Origin of the sequence: Flavobacterium sp. (assembly GCF_031381455.1) — a bacterium.
Classification (GTDB): Bacteria; Bacteroidota; Bacteroidia; order Flavobacteriales; family Flavobacteriaceae; genus Flavobacterium.
In genome coordinates, this window is the sequence record NZ_JANMXZ010000007.1 from 1 (window position 1) to 17169 (window position 17169).

Sequence of the window (17169 nt, forward strand, 5' to 3'; positions counted from 1 at the left end):
CTTCGACAGCCCACAAAAACCATTTGGCGGTGATGAAGATTATATTTGGTCGCCAGATAGTAAAAGTATTTTATATGTATGCAAGAAAAAAGCAGGAACACAATATGCTATTTCTACCAATACCGATATTTATCAATTCAATCTCGAAACTGGAAAAACAACAAATCGAACAGAAGGTAATCTAGGTTATGATACCAATCCTGCTTTTTCACCAACGGGAAATCTAACCTGGTTGCAAATGAAACGCGACGGTTATGAAGCGGATAAAAATGACATTATTGTAGATTTTAAAGGATTGAAAATAAATTTAACGGCAAACTGGGATGGTTCTGTAAGCAGTTTTCAATGGAGTAAAGATGGGAAAAAAGTTTATTTCATTGCTCCCGTTGATGGAACTTTACAGCTTTTTGAAGTTAATTTCCCTGGTTTAACCAAAATTGCTGTGACTGTAAAACAGGTTACTTCAGGCGATTTTGATGTTCACGCTATAGTTGGTATATCCGGTGATAACATAATTGTTTCAAGAACAGACATGAATCATGCTGATGAAATTTATTCTTATAACCTTAAGAAAAAAACATTTACACAGCTTACCAAAACCAACGACGAAACGTATTCTAAATTGGCTTTGCCAAAATTCGAGAGACGATATGTAACTACTACCGATGGGAAAAAAATGCTGGTTTGGGTAATTCTACCTCCAAATTTTGATAAAACCAAAAAATATCCAACACTACTTTATTGTCAAGGTGGACCTCAATCTCCGTTAACGCAGTTTTATTCTTTCCGTTGGAACTTTTCTTTGATGGCTTCACAAGGTTATGTGGTTGTAGCTCCAAACAGAAGAGGAATGTACGGTCATGGGCAAGCTTGGAACGAACAAATCTCTAAAGATTGGGGCGGACAAGTAATGGATGATTATCTTTCAGCTATTGACGATGTGTCTAAAGAAAGATATGTTGACAAAGCGCGTTTGGGTTGTGTTGGTGCTAGTTATGGCGGTTATTCTGCTTACTATTTAGCCGGAATTCACAACAATCGTTTCAAATCTTTTATTGCTCATGATGGTGTTTTCAATACGCAAAGCATGTTTGGCACAACCGAAGAAGTGTTCTTCAACAACTGGGATTTTGGCGGACCTTATTGGGAAAAAGACAATGCTGTTGCTCAAAAAGCATACAATCAATTCAATCCGATAAACTTTGTAGATAAATGGAATACACCAATTCTTATTATTCAAGGAGGAAAAGATTATCGCGTGTGTATTGGACAAGCACAAGAAGCTTTTCAAGCGGCTCAATTGCGTGGTATAAAAAGTCGTTTGCTCTACTTCCCGGAAGAAAATCACTGGGTTTTGAAACCACAAAATGGTTTGGTTTGGCAACATGAATTCTTCAAATGGTTGAGAGAAACATTGCCAGTTGATTCAAAAACAAAAAACCCAACTTAAAGTTGGGTTTTTATTTATTCTGGGTCGTTCATTTTAAAACTTTCCATAAACTTAGTCGTGTAATTTCCGGCAACATAATCGGGTTCGTCCATTAATTGTCTGTGAAAAGGTATAGTGGTTTTGATGCCTTCAATTACAAATTCATCCAAAGCACGCTTCATTTTGTTTATTGCTTCTTCTCTGGTTTGAGCTGTCGTAATCAACTTTGCAATCATCGAATCATAGTTTGGCGGAATGGTATATCCAGCGTAAACGTGCGTGTCTAAACGTACTCCGTGTCCACCTGGCGAATGCAAAACCGTGATTTTTCCCGGTGAAGGTCTGAAGTCATTATAAGGATCCTCAGCATTGATTCTACATTCTATAGCATGCAATTGTGGCAGATAATTCTTTCCCGAAATTGGCACACCTGCAGCTACTAAAATCTGCTCTCGAATCAAATCGTAATCAATAACCTGTTCGGTAATTGGGTGTTCCACTTGGATACGCGTATTCATTTCCATAAAATAGAAATTTCTATGCTTATCTACAAGGAACTCAACAGTTCCTGCTCCTTCATATTTAATAAATTCAGCTGCTTTCACAGCTGCTTCACCCATTTTGTTACGCAATTCATCAGTCATAAATGGTGACGGAGTTTCCTCAGTCAATTTTTGATGACGACGTTGAACCGAGCAATCTCTTTCTGATAAGTGACATGCCTTTCCGTATGAATCTCCAACAACTTGTATTTCAATATGACGTGGTTCCTCAATTAATTTCTCCAAATACATTCCGTCATTTCCAAAAGCCGCTGCCGATTCTTGACGTGCGCCTTCCCAAGCTTTTAATAATTCATCTTCTTTCCAAACGGCACGCATCCCTTTTCCACCACCACCAGCAGTTGCTTTTAGCATTACCGGAAAGCCCATCTCTTTAGATAATTGTAGTGCTTGTTCGTACGATTCTAACAATCCTTCTGAACCTGGAACACAAGGAACTCCAGCAGCTTTCATAGTAGCTTTTGCAGAAGCTTTGTCTCCCATTTTATCAATCATCTCTGGCGAAGCGCCAATGAATTTGATTCCGTGTTCTTGACAAATCTTAGAAAATTTAGAATTTTCGGAAAGGAAACCATATCCAGGATGAATTGCATCTGCATTTGTAATTTCTGCAGCCGCAATAATATTTGACATCTTTAAATAAGAAAGGTTACTAGGCGGAGGACCAATACAAACGGCTTCATCCGCAAATTTTACGTGCAAACTTTCAGCATCAGCGGTAGAATAAACTGCAACAGTTTTAATCCCCATCTCCTTACAGGTTCTAATTACACGAAGTGCAATTTCTCCTCTATTGGCAATTAATATTTTTTTAAACATCTTCTTAAGAATTTTAAATTTTAAATTTTAAATTTTAAATTATTATAACTGACAGTGAACCATCATTTATAATTTATAATTCATAATTTAAAATAGATTAAGACGGGTCAACTAAGAATAATGGTTGGTCAAATTCCACCGGAGACATATCGTCAACTAAAATTTTAACGATTTTTCCGGAAATTTCAGCTTCTATTTCGTTGAATAACTTCATAGCTTCAACTACACAAAGAACATCTCCTTTATTAATTGAGGTTCCAACTTCTACAAACATTGGTTTGTCTGGAGATGGTTTGCGGTAGAATGTTCCAATCATAGGAGATTTTATAGTTATATATTTTGAGTTGTCATCCGATGAGGCGGCTGGTGTTGCAGATACAACTGGAGCAGCAGCCGGAGCTGATGGCGCAGCCTGAATAGATTGTTGCATCGGTGCTTGTTGTACGTAAGTAATATCAGGCGAGTTTCCTTCTAATGTAGTTCTAATAGTAATTTTTATGTCACCAGTTTCTAACTTTACTTCTGCAACTCCTGAATTGGATACAAATTTGATAAGGTTTTGAATTTCTTTTAAATCCATAATTAGTTATTTTTTAGAATTAGTTTAGTTTATTGTTTGTTGTATGCCCATTTCAAGTAGATAGAACCCCAAGTGAATCCACCACCAAATGCAGCAAAAATCAAATTATCTCCTTTTTTAAATTTATCTTCAAAATCACTCAATAACAATGGTAGCGTTGCTGACGTAGTATTGCCATATTTTTCGATGTTTACCAATACTTTTTCATCATCTAGTCCCATCCGGCTTGCTGTAGCATCAATAATTCTTTTGTTTGCTTGGTGCGCAATTAACCAATTCACATCATCTTTGGTTAAGTTATTACGTTCCATAATTTTTTCACTCACATCGGCCATTCCTGAAACAGCATATTTGAAAACTGTTTTACCATCCTGAAAAACAAAATGTTGTCTATTTTCAACTGTTTCTTTTGATGGCGGAAGAATAGAACCTCCAGCATCAATTTTCAGATATTCTCTACCAATACCATCGCTTTTCAGAAATTCATCCTGCAAGCCAAGGCCTTCAAAATTGGGTTCAAATAAAACCGCACCGGCACCATCTCCAAAGATAATACAAGTCGCTCTATCCGTATAGTCAATAATAGAAGACATTTTATCAGCACCAATTAAAAGTACTTTTTTATATCTGCCAGATTCTATGTAGGCTGCGGCATTTGACATTCCGTATAAAAAACTTGAACAAGCAGCTTGTAGGTCGTAAGCAAAAGCATTAACTGCACCTATTTGTGTTGCAACATAAACTCCTGTTGCAGCCACAGGCATATCTGGAGTAGCCGTTGCCATGATTACTAAATCTATTTCTTCAGGGTTAATTTTGGATTTTGAAATCAAATCTTGAGCGGCTTTAATTGCCATGAAAGAAGTTCCTTTCCCTTTTTCTTTTAAAAGTCTTCTTTCTTTAATTCCTGTTCGTGTAGTAATCCATTCATCATTGGTTTCTACCATTGATTCTAGTACTTGATTTGAGAGTACAAATTCTGGGACATAAGCTCCAACTGCGGTTATTGCGGCTGTAATTTTATTCATAAATTGGATGTTTTACTCATCAATTTTAAAATTTAAAAGTTGTTGAAATTACAAAAAAAAAAAATACCTAAGGTGTTTAAGATAGTATATTTATTAAATTTCTTTAAAATAAAAAAATCCCACAAAGTGAGAGTTAGTTTTGCAAAAAACTTTACTTATGCAACAGCTACTGATTTGTCAATAACTACTTGTCCTCTGTAATACATTTTACCTTCATGCCAGTAAGCTCTGTGGTATAAATGTGCTTCTCCAGTAACCGGACAAGTTGCGATTTGAGCAACAGTTGCTTTATAATGTGTTCTTCTCTTATCTCTTCTTGTTTTCGAGATTTTTCTCTTTGGATGTGCCATTTTACTATATTATTTATCCGTTAATAGTTTCTTTAATTCGTCCCACCGTGGGTCAATTTCTTCTGCTTTTTTTGTTATTTCTTCTGCGTCTTTAACTTGTAATTCATTTAATTTCTTCAGTGCTTCTGTTTGCAAAGTTCCATCTTTAACTCCCGGATGAACCCTTTTTGGAGGAATAGAAAGTACAATCATTTCATAAATATATTGTGCCAAATCTATTTGATGTTCGCCATGAGGCAGAATTAACAATTCATCATTATCATTGTTGAATTCTTCACCAAACTGGACTACCAGTTTAATTTTTCCTTTAATAGGCAAATCAAATTGTTCTCCTGTTAAATCACAAGGGACATTCACTGTTCCTTTGTGTGCAAAACTGACTTCCAGCATTGTTGCTTTTTTTTCTAAAACAACATTTACTTTTACAGCACAGTTTTCAAATTCATCAAAACTAAATTCATCAAAGAACTTTTTCTCGATATTATATTCAAAGTGATGCTTCCCTATTTTTAACCCCATGAAAGGAATTAAATATTCATTCGTACTTTTCATCTAAACAACAATTTGAACCCTAAATCGGGAGTGCAAAGATATAAAATTATTGCAATTCCAAAAGCGTTATAAACATTTTTTTGTTTATGACTGCTTTTCCTTTGTTTTCATGGGATTTTTGCTAATTTCTAGGTGTTGATTTCTTGAATTATAAATATCAATAGCCGTGTAAACAGCTTCTTTAAACGAATTATAATCGGCAACTCCTTTTCCGGCAATTTCATAAGCTGTTCCGTGATCGGGAGAAGTTCTGATTTTATTCAAGCCGGCGGTATAATTTACGCCACCGCCAAACGACAACGTTTTAAAAGGAATCAAGCCTTGGTCGTGATAGATTGCAAGAACGGCATCGTATTTTTCATATTGGCTGTTGCCAAAAAAACCGTCTGCAGCAAATGGCCCGAAAACTAGCGTTCCTTTCTCAAATAATTTTTTTATTACTGGTTTTACTATTTCGTCATCTTCTTTCCCAATTACACCATTGTCTCCAGCGTGTGGATTCAATGCTAAAACAGCAATTTTTGGTTTATTGATTCCGAAATCCTGAATTAATGTTTGTTTTATAGTTTCAATTTTTTGAACTATTAATTTGTCGGTTAAATGTTTTGCCACATCATTTACAGGAATATGATCAGTTAATAAACCAACTCTTAAATTATCCTGAACCATCAGCATCAAAGCATTTCCTTCTAACTCTTTGTCTAAATAATCAGTATGCCCTGGAAATTTGAATTCATCCGATTGGATGTTGTATTTGTTAATTGGTGCTGTAACCAGAACATCTATTTGATTTTCTTTCAAAGCTTTTGTAGCAGCAACGAATGATTGGATAGCATATTTCCCGACAGCTGAATCATTTGTTCCAAAATTTAAATCAACACCTTCACGCCAGATATTAAGCACATTTACTTTCCCTAGAACAATTTGATCTATATGGTCAATCCCATGAAGTGGCGTTTCTAATTCTAATGCTTTTTTAATAAAAGACATCACTTTTACGTTCGCAAAAATTACAGGTGTACAAAGTTCTAACATTCTTGAGTCGTCAAAAGTCTTAAGAACCACTTCGCTTCCAATACCGTTTAGATCTCCTATTGAAATTCCAACGATTATATTTTCTGCTTTTTTCATAAGAAATACTAGTTATTTATTGCTAATTTTGAAGTGCAAATTTAGTAAAATAAAACCATAATGTTTACAGGAATAATCGAAACCCTTGGAATAATAAAAGATTTAAAAAAAGACAATGATAATTTAGATATCACTGTTTCTTCTAATATATCACATGAATTAAAAATAGATCAGAGTGTTGCTCATAATGGTGTTTGTCTTACTGTAGTAGCAATCAATAATGATGAGTATACAGTAACCGCTATCAGAGAAACCATTAATAAGACAAATTTAGCGGATTGGAAAATTGGCAATTTAATAAATTTAGAGCGCGGTATGAAAGTAGGAGACCGACTAGACGGGCATATTGTTCAAGGGCATGTTGACCAAACCGGAATTTGCAAATCTGTTGAAGAAGCCAATGGCAGTTGGTATTTTACTTTTGGATATGAGAGTAATATAAATAACATTACTATTGAAAAAGGGTCGATAACTGTAAATGGTGTGAGTCTAACTGTTGTAAATTCGAAAGAAAAAGAGTTTAGCGTGGCTATCATCCCTTACACATTTGAACATACCAATTTTAAAAATGTTAAAATTGACACAATTGTAAATCTTGAGTTCGATGTTGTGGGAAAATACGTTGCCCGATTATATTCTATGAAGCAATAAACCAGAGAAACTAGTGGAAAATAAAAAGCTTCAAACTAAGTTGAAGCTTTTTTTATATTTTTTATTTTGTACAATTTGTAAATACCATAACACATTGAAAGCAGTACCAAAAGAAATATTCCACCATCCAAAGGCAATCCTGGCGGTGGCGGAGGTGTCGACGGTGGCGGTGGTCCTGGGTCAGCAAACACGTTTGTTAATGACAAAAAAAACACAGCCAGAATAATAATAACTCTATTCGGGACAATTTTCATAGTTCGTAAAAGTATAAAAAAATTCTATTTACCAAAATAAATTAAATGTTTAATCGACAAAGTTAATCAAAATTTAAACTGCATAAGACCTGATTCAATGCAAGAATTAAAGCTTTTTATCAAAGAAACGCAATTAATTCATATTTCTATAAACGATATTTACAGCTTATTGGTTTTCACATTAAACAAAAAAGACTTCATTACGAAGTCTTTTATTGTGGTCCCACTTGGGCTCGAACCAAGGACCACCTGATTATGAGTCAGGTGCTCTAACCAACTGAGCTATAGGACCGGTTATTACTTCACTGATCCCTATTTTTGGTGTTCAGTGAATAAAGCTTTGGCTTTATTTGAGGTTGCAATATTACCACTATTTTTTTTTCGTTGCAACTATTTTTACCGGATTTCTTGACAAAGTTCAATCAGGACGCCATTTGTTCCTTTGGGATGCAAAAAGGCAACCAGCTTATTATCTGCTCCTTTTTTTGGGGTTTCATTTAAAACAATGAACCCTTCTTTCTTTAATCGATTGATTTCTTCTGTTATATTTTCTACATCGAAAGCAATATGGTGAATTCCTTCCCCTTTTTTTTCTAAGAATTTAGCAATTGGACTTCCCGGATTTGTAGCTTCCAGAAGTTCTATTTTATTGGGGCCATTCATAAAAAAAGATGTTTTTACGCCTTCGCTTTCGACTTCTTCTTGTTTGTAGGGTGGATTACCAAATAGTTTTTCGAAAAGTAAATTGGAAGTTTCCAGATTGTTGACTGCAATTCCGATGTGCTCAATTTTACGCATGGTTTGTTCTTTAACCGCAAAGTTCGCAAAGTTTTCAGCAATCCCGAAATTTCGGGACGCAAAGTTGCTATGGTTTTTCCTTTAGCCCCGATAGCAGCGGCACGAAGTAGAGCGAATAGCGGGAAAATGGCTTGCTGAAATGCCAAAACTTTCGCTTCTGACTTAAATAAAAATTTAAAATTGTACTTTTGCAACATGGAAACGAACAGACAGAAGAAAATTGGCAGTGTATTGCAAAAGGATTTAGTAGATATTTTGCAAGGTGAAATACGCAAAAACGGAATTTCAAACTTAGTCATTTCGGTTTCTAAAGTAATTGTAACTACTGATTTATCTATTGCTAAAGTGTTTTTAAGTGTTTTTCCACAAGATAGAGCGCCCGAATTATTGGCTGCTATAAAAACCAATGCTCCTTTGATTAAGCATGATTTGTCGCAACGTGTAAAATTGCAATTGCGAAAAGTACCTAATCTCTCTTTTTATATTGACGACTCGTTGGATTACATCGAAAAGATTGACAATGCTTTGTCGGGAAAAGAAAATCCTATCGAAAACAGAGACCTTTTAGAAAAACGCAAGAAATTCTAAGTGAACTTCAGCCTTTACATAGCCAAAAGATATCTTTTTAGCAAAAGTAAAAACAATGCTATCAATATTATTACTGGCATTGCATCGATGGGAATTATTGTTGGAACGCTCGCTTTATTTGTTGTTCTTTCCGTTTTTAGCGGCTTGCGCGATTTCAGTTTATCTTTTTCCAATACTATCGATCCCGATTTAAAAGTTAATCCGCTTCGAGGGAAAACTTTATTCATTTCTCCAAAACAAGAAAAAGAAATTGCCGCTATTGAAGGCGTTGCCTCTTATAGTAAAGTGGTAGAAGAACGTGTGCTTTTCTTTTTTAACGGAAAAGAGCAAGTAACTTATTTAAAAGGCGTTGACACCAATTACACGAAAATCAATGCTATTTCAAAAAGTCTTTTTAACGGAAAATGGCTTCGATACAATACTGCCGAAGTAGTTGTTGGGTACGAAATTACACAAAAATTATCGCTTGGCCTTTTTGATTTTAACAATGCTTTTGAAGTGTATGTGCCACGAAAAGGCAAAGCCGTAATTGAAAGTGAAGCTGAAGCATTCAACAAATCAGTGCTAATTCCTATTGGGATTTATGCTATCAGCGAAGATTTAGATAGCAAATATGTTTTTGCCGATTTAAGATTGGCGCAGGATTTATTGGAATACAAACCAAACGAAATTTCGGGTGTTGAAATTAAAATGAAATCCAATGCCAACGAAGCCGAGATTATGGAGAAACTTTCTGCTGTTTTCCAAAATAAAGTAGAAGTAAAAAACAGAGCGCAACTTAACGCAACATTATATAAGATGTTGAATACCGAGAATATTGCTGTCTATCTCATCTTCACGCTGGTCATTATTATTGCATTATTCAATTTAATTGGCGCCTTAATCATGATGATTTTGGATAAGAAAAGCAACCTAAAAACACTTTTTAATCTGGGTTCTGAAGTCAACCATTTAAAGAAAATATTCCTACTTCAAGGTAGTTTACTGACTATTATTGGCGGAGTCATTGGTTTGGTTTTAGGAATAATCATAGTGCTGATTCAACAGCATTTCGAATTAGTAATGATTACCGATTCCTTGGCGTATCCTGTGGTTTTTACTATTCAAAATGTGTTAATTGTTTTTGGAACTATAGTCGCGCTTGGTTTTATTTCCAGTTTGATTGCGAGCAGTCGAGTGACTAAAAAATTATTGGATTAAACAAGAAAAAGCAGAAAGGTGTTTTCTTTAACCATTAAGAAATTAAGGCTCATTAAGGTTTAACTTAATGGTTTTAAATTTGACTTGGTTAAACAAACTGATAATTAGCATACACTTCTTCGATTTCATCCAAAGCCTCAAACAAACTTTCAGCCGATTCAAGCGTAACCAATTTTAATCGGTGTTCTTTAAAGTTGGAAACACCTTTGAAATAATTGGTGTAATGACGACGCATTTCTACAATTCCGACACGTTCACCTTTCCAGTCCATTGACCAGGTTAAATGATTTCGTGCCGCTTCAATTCGGTCGGCCATTGTTGGTTGAGCCAAATGTTCTCCCGTTTTGAAGTAATGTTTGATTTCGTTAAAAATCCACGGATAACCAATCGCAGCGCGACCAATCATCATTCCGTCTAAACCATATTTATTTTTGTATTCCAATGCTTTTTCTGGTGAATCTACATCACCATTTCCGAAAATTGGCATCGTAATTCTAGGATTACTTTTTACCCGGGCAATGTGCGTCCAGTCCGCGCTTCCTTTATACATTTGAGCACGAGTTCTGGCATGAACCGTCAAAGCTTGTACGCCAATATCTTGTAATCTTTCGGCAACTTCGTCAATATTAATAGAGCTTTCATCCCAACCCAATCGGGTTTTCACCGTTACTGGAAGATTGGTTCCTTTAATCACCGCTTTGGTCAGACGAACCATCAAATCGACATCTTTTAAAACTCCGGCACCTGCACCTTTGCATACTACTTTTTTCACAGGGCAACCGAAATTAATATCAACCAAATCAGGGCGAACTGCATCAACAATTCGAGAAGACATTTCCATAGCTTCTTCATCACCACCAAAAATCTGAATTCCGACTGGTCTTTCGTAATCAAAAATATCCAACTTCATGCGGCTTTTTATCGCATCACGAATCAACCCTTCTGAAGAGATAAATTCGGAGTACATCAAATCCGCACCATGCAATTTGCACAATCTGCGAAATGGCGGATCACTCACGTCTTCCATAGGTGCAAGTAATAACGGGAAATCAGGTAATATGATGTTGCCGATTTTTGGCATGCTTTTATTTTTTACTTCGTACTGTTAGTCTCGTTTTTAGAACGATACTCGAGTGGGTAAAATTACACTTTTTATATTAAAATAGAAATCAAGGTCAATGTTGCACTCAATTATACAACTAAAAGGCAAAATCGTATAATTTCTTTTGTTACAAATGAAATAACTTTGTTCATTACATATCTTAATGAAAACAGAAATCACTTGGCATGCAGCTTTCAGAATTTTAAAAGATACTTTTGAGAGTTTTCTGGATAATCGCGGACTAAAACTAAGCGCTTCTCTATCTTATTACACGGTTTTTTCGCTAGCGCCACTTTTATTATTAATGATTTCATTAGCAGGTGTTTTTTTTGGACGTGACGCAATTCAGGGACAAGTCTTTGGCGAAATAAATGGACTTATCGGAAACGAAGCAGCCGCTCAAATTCAGGAAATTATCAAAAACATGGAGCTTTCCGGAAAAACAACAATGGCTATTATCATTGGTGGAATAACCTTGATTATTGGTGCCACGAGCGTTTTTGTAGACATTCAGGAATCCATTAATATCATCTGGAAAGTAAAAGCAAAACCAAAACGCGGTTGGTTAAAAATTCTTAAAGACAGACTACTTTCTTCATCATTAATTGTTGGTCTCGGATTTTTACTAATTGTTTCGTTAGTGGTTAATGGCGCTTTGTTAGCCTTAAGTGAATGGCTGAAAGGGTATTTCCCGGATGTTACACTTATAGTCTTTCAGATTCTAAATATACTGCTAAGTTTTATCGTTATTATGACACTTTTTGGAGTGATTTTTAAGGTTTTACCCGACGCAAAAATTGCCTGGAAAGATGTTAGAGCCGGAGCTTTTTTTACGGCTTGCCTTTTTATGCTCGGTCGTTTTTTGATTGGAATTTATATTAATTATACTAGTACTGGTTCAGCTTATGGCGCAGCTGGTTCATTGATTGTGATTTTAGTTTGGGTGTATTATACTGCAGCGATATTGTACTTTGGTGCGGAATTTACACGAGTTTATGCTGAATATATGGGTGCTCGAATTGAACCCGCTGATTATGCAGTGTATGTTGAGCAGTTCGAAAAGGAAAGAGATGTTGTTGTTCTTCCGGATACGGCAAAACCGGATGCCGAAGTTATTGTAAAACCTGAAGAGAAACCAAAACCAAAACATAAGGCAAAAAAAGTTCTTAAATCCGGAGATAAATCAACAATTAAGACTAAACCAAAGGCCAAAAAAAGAGACGAAAAATAGCTTTTTGCTGAATTTCTGAAGGCTACCTTTTTAATCAAAACTTTGCCTTATATTTGCCGATTAAATGCGGGTGTATTTTGCCCGAAATTGACAGATTTACGAAGATGAAGCATATTAGAAATTTTTGCATAATTGCACATATTGATCACGGAAAAAGTACGCTTGCCGACAGACTTCTTGGTGCTACACAAACCGTTACTGCTCGTGAAGAAAAGGCCCAGTTGCTTGACAATATGGATTTGGAGCGCGAGCGTGGTATTACGATAAAAAGTCATGCGATTCAAATGGAGTATAAATACAAAGGCGAAGATTATATTCTGAACCTTATTGATACTCCGGGACACGTGGATTTCTCTTATGAAGTTTCGCGTTCGATTGCCGCTTGTGAAGGGGCGCTGTTGATTGTGGATGCGGCTCAAAGTATTCAGGCACAAACAATTTCGAATTTATATTTGGCTTTAGAAAACGACTTGGAAATTATTCCGGTTTTGAATAAAGTTGATTTGCCAAGTGCTAATCCGGAAGAAGTTAGCGATGATATTATTGATTTATTAGGTTGTAAACTAGAAGATATTATTCACGCTTCTGGTAAAACCGGTTTTGGTGTGGAAAATATTTTGGCGGCGATAATTGAAAAAATTCCACATCCAAAAGGCATAAAAGACGAACCATTACAAGCCTTAATTTTCGATTCACATTACAATCCGTTTCGTGGAATCGAAGTTATTTTCCGTGTAAAAAACGGCGAAATCAGAAAAGGGCAAAAAATAAAATTCATGGCGACAGGCAATGAATATTTTGCCGATGAAGTTGGAACTTTGAAATTAAACCAAGTTCCAAAAGACGTGATTTCTACTGGTGATGTTGGGTATTTAATTTCGGGAATTAAGGAAGCGAAAGAAGTAAAAGTTGGTGACACCTTGACGGATGCAAAAACGCCAACAACGAATATGATTACAGGATTTGAAGATGTAAAACCAATGGTTTTCGCCGGAATTTATCCTGTTGACACTGAAGATTACGAAGATTTACGTGCTTCGATGGAAAAATTGCAACTGAACGATGCTTCTTTGGTATTTGCTCCAGAAAGCTCAGCCGCTTTAGGTTTTGGTTTCCGTTGCGGGTTTCTAGGAATGCTGCATTTAGAAATCATACAAGAGCGTTTGGAACGAGAATATGATATGACGGTAATTACAACTGTTCCCAACGTTTCGTATTTAGCTTACACCAAAAAGGATCCTGAAACTCCTTTTGTAGTTAACAATCCATCTGATTTGCCAGAACCATCGCGTTTGGATCGTGTAGAAGAACCATTTATTAAAGCTACAATAATTACTAAGTCTGATTTTGTTGGAAATGTAATGAGTTTGTGTATCGAAAAACGCGGGGTTATAACCCATCAAACGTATTTGACCACAGAACGTGTAGAATTGAGTTTTGACATGCCTTTGGCAGAGATTGTATTTGATTTTTATGATAGATTGAAAACCGTTTCTAAAGGATATGCATCGTTTGACTACTCGCCAATTGGAATGCGAACTTCTAAATTGGTGAAACTTGATGTTTTACTAAATTCTCAACCTGTGGATGCGCTTTCAGCATTGATTCATGAGAGTAACGCCTATCATATAGGAAAGAAAATGACCGAAAAATTACGTGAATTAATTCCAAGACAGCAATTTGACATTCCGATTCAGGCAGCTATTGGTGCTAAAATCATTGCGCGTGAAACCATAAAAGCGTTACGTAAAGATGTTACTGCAAAATGTTACGGTGGTGATATTTCGCGTAAACGTAAACTTTTGGAAAAACAGAAAAAAGGAAAGAAAAGAATGCGTTTGGTAGGAAATGTTGAAATTCCGCAGGAAGCGTTTATGGCGGTTTTGAAATTGAATGATTAAATAGAGTACCTGAGTTGCTGAGTAACTAAGTAGCTGAGAATAGAATATAGACAAACCTAATGGCGAAAGTTGTTGGGTTTTTTGTTACCGCAAACCTTCAAACAATTTCTCCGCGTCTTCTTTTTTGAAAAGCTGAGTGCCTTCGTTCATAATAGCAGCAGTTCCGCAGCAAACGCCCCATTGAATTACTTCTTTTAGTGATTTGTTTTGTGATAATGCCCAAACCATTCCACCAACCATACTGTCACCGGCTCCAACAGTACTTTTCTTTTCTGCTTTTGGAGCATTTACGAATTCCGTTTTATCCTTTGAAACTAAAATGGCACCTTCAGCTCCAAGTGATACAACAACAACTTCAGCGCTTCCTTTTTCGATTAAAGTTTTAGCAGCTTTTTCTACTTCGGGTAATGCTAACCTTTCAACTCCAATTAATTTGGCTAATTCACCGATGTTTGGTTTAATCAAATAAACGCCTTTTTCAAGCACTTTTCGTAAAGGTTCGCCCGAAGTATCAACGATAACCTTAATTCCTGAAGCTTTTGCGGTTTCAGAAATTTTTTGATAAAAGTCTGCCGGCAACCCTTCATTCAAACTTCCGCTAAGAACTAAGTAATCGGCTTTTATTTTTTTTATAATTTCGATTACCGTTTCTTTTTCAATCTCTAACAACTCATTCCCCGGAAATCCAAATCGGTATTGAGCTTTGGTGGTGTTTTCAAAAGCGATAAAATTTTCTCTTGTCCAGTTTTGGGTTGGAATAACTTTGTTCTCAATGCCTTCTTTTTGAATTAACTCTTCTAACATTTTACCCGCGGAACCGCCTGAAGTATGTATACAAAGAGAATTACCACCTAATTTTACTATCGCTTTAGAAACATTTATACCGCCTCCACCGGCATCGTATCTTGGTTTTTCACAACGAATTTTCTGTTCAGCTACTAATCCTTTAAAATGAGTGCTTTTATCTAATGACGGATTTAATGTTAGTGTTATAATTTGGTATGATTTCATGGCGAAAATTTATTCCTATAAAGTTGCAAATAATCAACGAGAAACTGTGCAAACTATGGCTAAAAAACTTTGTAACTTTGCAGACTAAAATTCAGCAACTATGTTAGAAGATAAAACACCGCAACGAACATCACTTTCTCAATTGGGTGAGTTTGGTTTGATAGACCATTTGACGAAAAATTTTGATGTAAAACAACCATCAACATTGAAAAGCATAGGCGATGATGCTGCAGTTTTGGATTTTAAGGACAAAAAAGTTGTTGTTTCTACAGATTTATTAATCGAAGGCGTTCATTTTGATTTGTCTTATATGCCTTTGCGCCATTTGGGTTACAAGGCTGTTGTTGTAAATGTGTCTGATATTTGCGCGATGAATGCAAAGCCAACACAAATCACAGTTTCTGTGGCGGTTTCTAATCGTTTTCCGCTGGAAGCAATGGAGGAATTATTTGATGGTATTGCTCATGCTGCTAAATTTTATAATGTAGATGTGATTGGTGGAGATACAACTTCATCACAAAAAGGATTGATTATTTCGATTACCGCAATTGGAGAAGCAAACGAGGATGATATTGTTTATAGAAATGGTGCAAACGATGGTGATTTATTGGTTGTTACCGGCGATTTAGGTTCGGCCTATATGGGATTGCAAGTTTTGGAACGTGAAAAACAAGTGTTTCAGGTAAATCCGAACAATCAACCTGACTTGGATGCCTATACTTATTTAATTGAACGCCAATTAAAACCGGAAGCACGTCATGATATTAGAGAATTATTGGGCAAACTGGAAGTAAAACCAACATCGATGATTGATATTTCGGATGGTTTGTCTTCGGAGATTATTCATATTTGCAAACAATCAAAAGTTGGTTGTAATTTATATGAAGAAAAAATTCCGGTAGATCCGCAGTTTATTAATGTTTGCGAAGAATTCAATATAGATTCGACAACCGTTGCTATTAATGGTGGCGAAGATTACGAATTGCTATTTACTATTGCATTAGAAGATTTTGACAAGATAAAAGCCAATCCAAATTTTACCGTAATCGGACATTTGACTCAAGAAAGCGAAGGTATTCATTTGGTTACAAGAGCCAATACCAAAATCCCTTTGAAAGCTCGTGGTTGGGATGCCATGAGTGAAGAATAATTTCCTAAGAACCAAAAAAGCGATACCTTTTACAGTATCGCTTTCCCCCTAAATCATGTAAATAAAGTAGTTTTTTTGAGATTTACTACTTTAATCTACAGGTAACCCTAAAATCATGTGGCTAAGTTACACTATGTAGACAAAAACGTTGTTACGGTTTCCCGCATAATCGTTAAATGACACCTTTTGTTTTGGCTTCATTAATTAAATCGATGTCAGTTCCTCCTTTTACTTCTAATATTTCTCTAATGCTGAGTTTACGTTTCTCAATGGCACTAAGGGATAGCGGAATATATTGTGGCAAATCTTTAGTTTTTACACCTTTTGACAAGTGAAACAATATTTGTTTGTCAAAAGCGTCCAATTCTATATTGTTATATTGGGCCTGACCCACTAATTTAATAACGGTTTGGCTGTAGTAACTTTCATTGTTGATGATTTTATCAAAAGCAAAAATCAATTCGTCAAAAGTCAAGTCGTTTTTAATAATCAATCCGTTTGGATTAATATTTTTTATAATGTTGTTAATTTTAAGCAGTTCAGTATGCATCGTTAATAGTATGACTTTACAACCTGGCATCTCCTTTTTCATTAAAATTGCTAAGTCTTCTCCTGAGTAAATTTCTTTTTCTGGATATTCGGGCATACTGATATCGAAAAAAGCTACATCAAAAGGTTTTTTGGCATCGACAATATTTTCATATCCCGATTTACAATTGTTGGCTTGGACAACATCAAACTCATATCCTTGTTGGCTATACTTGTCTAATGCATTTTTATACGCTTGAATTATAAAAGGATGATCGTCTACTATTAAAATGTTCATTGATT

The 17169-nt window shown here is 35.6% G+C and carries 17 protein-coding genes and 1 tRNA gene; 7 read left to right on the plus strand and 11 right to left on the minus strand.

The window, feature by feature from the left end; all coding sequences use genetic code 11:
* Positions 1-1450, plus strand: a 1450-nt coding sequence (locus tag RMN97_RS01315) for a S9 family peptidase (protein ID WP_309612718.1), incomplete at its 5' end; no start/stop codon positions are given.
* A gap of 14 nt (positions 1451-1464) precedes the next feature.
* Here the strand turns inward: RMN97_RS01315 and accC are convergent.
* From accC to pdxA, 6 genes are all read right to left on the minus strand, one after another.
* The gene (gene accC, locus RMN97_RS01320; RefSeq protein WP_309612719.1) at positions 1465-2811 is read right to left on the minus strand and encodes an acetyl-CoA carboxylase biotin carboxylase subunit; all 1347 of its coding nucleotides are present in this window, start codon (positions 2809-2811) and stop codon (positions 1465-1467) included.
* 97 nt (positions 2812-2908) lie between these two features.
* A complete protein-coding gene (gene accB / locus RMN97_RS01325; RefSeq protein ID WP_309612720.1) occupies positions 2909-3391 on the minus strand; it encodes an acetyl-CoA carboxylase biotin carboxyl carrier protein in 483 nt (160 codons plus the stop codon).
* Positions 3392-3420: 29 nt separating this feature from the next.
* On the minus strand, positions 3421-4419 hold the full coding sequence (locus RMN97_RS01330) for a beta-ketoacyl-ACP synthase III (protein WP_309612721.1): 999 nt from the start codon (positions 4417-4419) through the stop codon (positions 3421-3423).
* 155 nt (positions 4420-4574) lie between these two features.
* A complete protein-coding gene (gene rpmF / locus RMN97_RS01335) occupies positions 4575-4769 on the minus strand; it encodes a 50S ribosomal protein L32 (RefSeq protein WP_121312109.1) in 195 nt (64 codons plus the stop codon).
* A gap of 9 nt (positions 4770-4778) precedes the next feature.
* Positions 4779-5321, minus strand: a complete 543-nt coding sequence (locus RMN97_RS01340) for a DUF177 domain-containing protein (protein ID WP_309612722.1) — start codon at positions 5319-5321, stop codon at positions 4779-4781.
* An 84-nt stretch (positions 5322-5405) separates the two neighbouring features.
* Positions 5406-6452, minus strand: coding sequence for a 4-hydroxythreonine-4-phosphate dehydrogenase PdxA (gene pdxA / locus RMN97_RS01345; protein WP_309612723.1), 1047 nt, complete (start codon positions 6450-6452; stop codon positions 5406-5408).
* Positions 6453-6512: 60 nt separating this feature from the next.
* Between pdxA and RMN97_RS01350 the strand changes: the two genes are divergently transcribed.
* Positions 6513-7103 carry a riboflavin synthase gene (locus RMN97_RS01350; RefSeq protein WP_309612724.1) on the plus strand — a complete coding sequence of 197 codons (591 nt, stop codon included), beginning with the start codon at positions 6513-6515 and terminating at the stop codon, positions 7101-7103.
* Between the two features lie 472 nt (positions 7104-7575).
* Here RMN97_RS01350 and RMN97_RS01355 read toward each other — a convergent pair.
* Positions 7576-7649, minus strand: a tRNA-Ile gene (locus RMN97_RS01355).
* 104 nt (positions 7650-7753) lie between these two features.
* Positions 7754-8155 carry a methylmalonyl-CoA epimerase gene (mce, locus tag RMN97_RS01360; RefSeq protein ID WP_309612725.1) on the minus strand — a complete coding sequence of 134 codons (402 nt, stop codon included), beginning with the start codon at positions 8153-8155 and terminating at the stop codon, positions 7754-7756.
* A gap of 195 nt (positions 8156-8350) precedes the next feature.
* Here mce and rbfA point away from each other — a divergent pair, with 195 nt between their 5' ends.
* Both rbfA and RMN97_RS01370 read left to right on the plus strand, forming a co-directional pair.
* On the plus strand, positions 8351-8743 hold the full coding sequence (gene rbfA, locus RMN97_RS01365) for a 30S ribosome-binding factor RbfA (RefSeq protein ID WP_309612726.1): 393 nt from the start codon (positions 8351-8353) through the stop codon (positions 8741-8743).
* On the plus strand, positions 8744-9943 hold the full coding sequence (locus RMN97_RS01370) for an FtsX-like permease family protein (protein WP_309612727.1): 1200 nt from the start codon (positions 8744-8746) through the stop codon (positions 9941-9943).
* Between the two features lie 88 nt (positions 9944-10031).
* Here RMN97_RS01370 and dusB read toward each other — a convergent pair whose 3' ends face one another.
* Positions 10032-11024 carry a tRNA dihydrouridine synthase DusB gene (gene dusB / locus RMN97_RS01375; RefSeq protein ID WP_309612728.1) on the minus strand — a complete coding sequence of 331 codons (993 nt, stop codon included), beginning with the start codon at positions 11022-11024 and terminating at the stop codon, positions 10032-10034.
* A 184-nt stretch (positions 11025-11208) separates the two neighbouring features.
* Here dusB and RMN97_RS01380 point away from each other — a divergent pair, with 184 nt between their 5' ends.
* Together RMN97_RS01380 and lepA are read left to right on the plus strand one after the other, a co-directional pair.
* Positions 11209-12276 (plus strand): YihY/virulence factor BrkB family protein, encoded by a 1068-nt coding sequence (locus RMN97_RS01380; protein ID WP_309612729.1) that lies wholly within the window; start codon positions 11209-11211, stop codon positions 12274-12276.
* A gap of 104 nt (positions 12277-12380) precedes the next feature.
* Complete coding sequence (lepA, locus tag RMN97_RS01385) at positions 12381-14177, plus strand: translation elongation factor 4 (protein WP_309612730.1); 1797 nt, start codon at positions 12381-12383, stop codon at positions 14175-14177.
* A gap of 84 nt (positions 14178-14261) precedes the next feature.
* Here the strand turns inward: lepA and RMN97_RS01390 are convergent, their stop codons facing one another.
* On the minus strand, positions 14262-15188 hold the full coding sequence (locus tag RMN97_RS01390) for a 1-phosphofructokinase family hexose kinase (protein ID WP_309612731.1): 927 nt from the start codon (positions 15186-15188) through the stop codon (positions 14262-14264).
* Positions 15189-15288: 100 nt separating this feature from the next.
* On the opposite strand from RMN97_RS01390, the gene thiL reads away from it, so the two are divergent.
* On the plus strand, positions 15289-16338 hold the full coding sequence (thiL, locus tag RMN97_RS01395) for a thiamine-phosphate kinase (protein ID WP_309612732.1): 1050 nt from the start codon (positions 15289-15291) through the stop codon (positions 16336-16338).
* 172 nt (positions 16339-16510) lie between these two features.
* Here thiL and RMN97_RS01400 read toward each other — a convergent pair whose 3' ends face one another.
* Entirely contained in the window at positions 16511-17164 is a 654-nt protein-coding gene (locus tag RMN97_RS01400; RefSeq protein WP_309612733.1) for a response regulator, read from the minus strand.
* Positions 17165-17169: the final 5 nt, after the last annotated feature.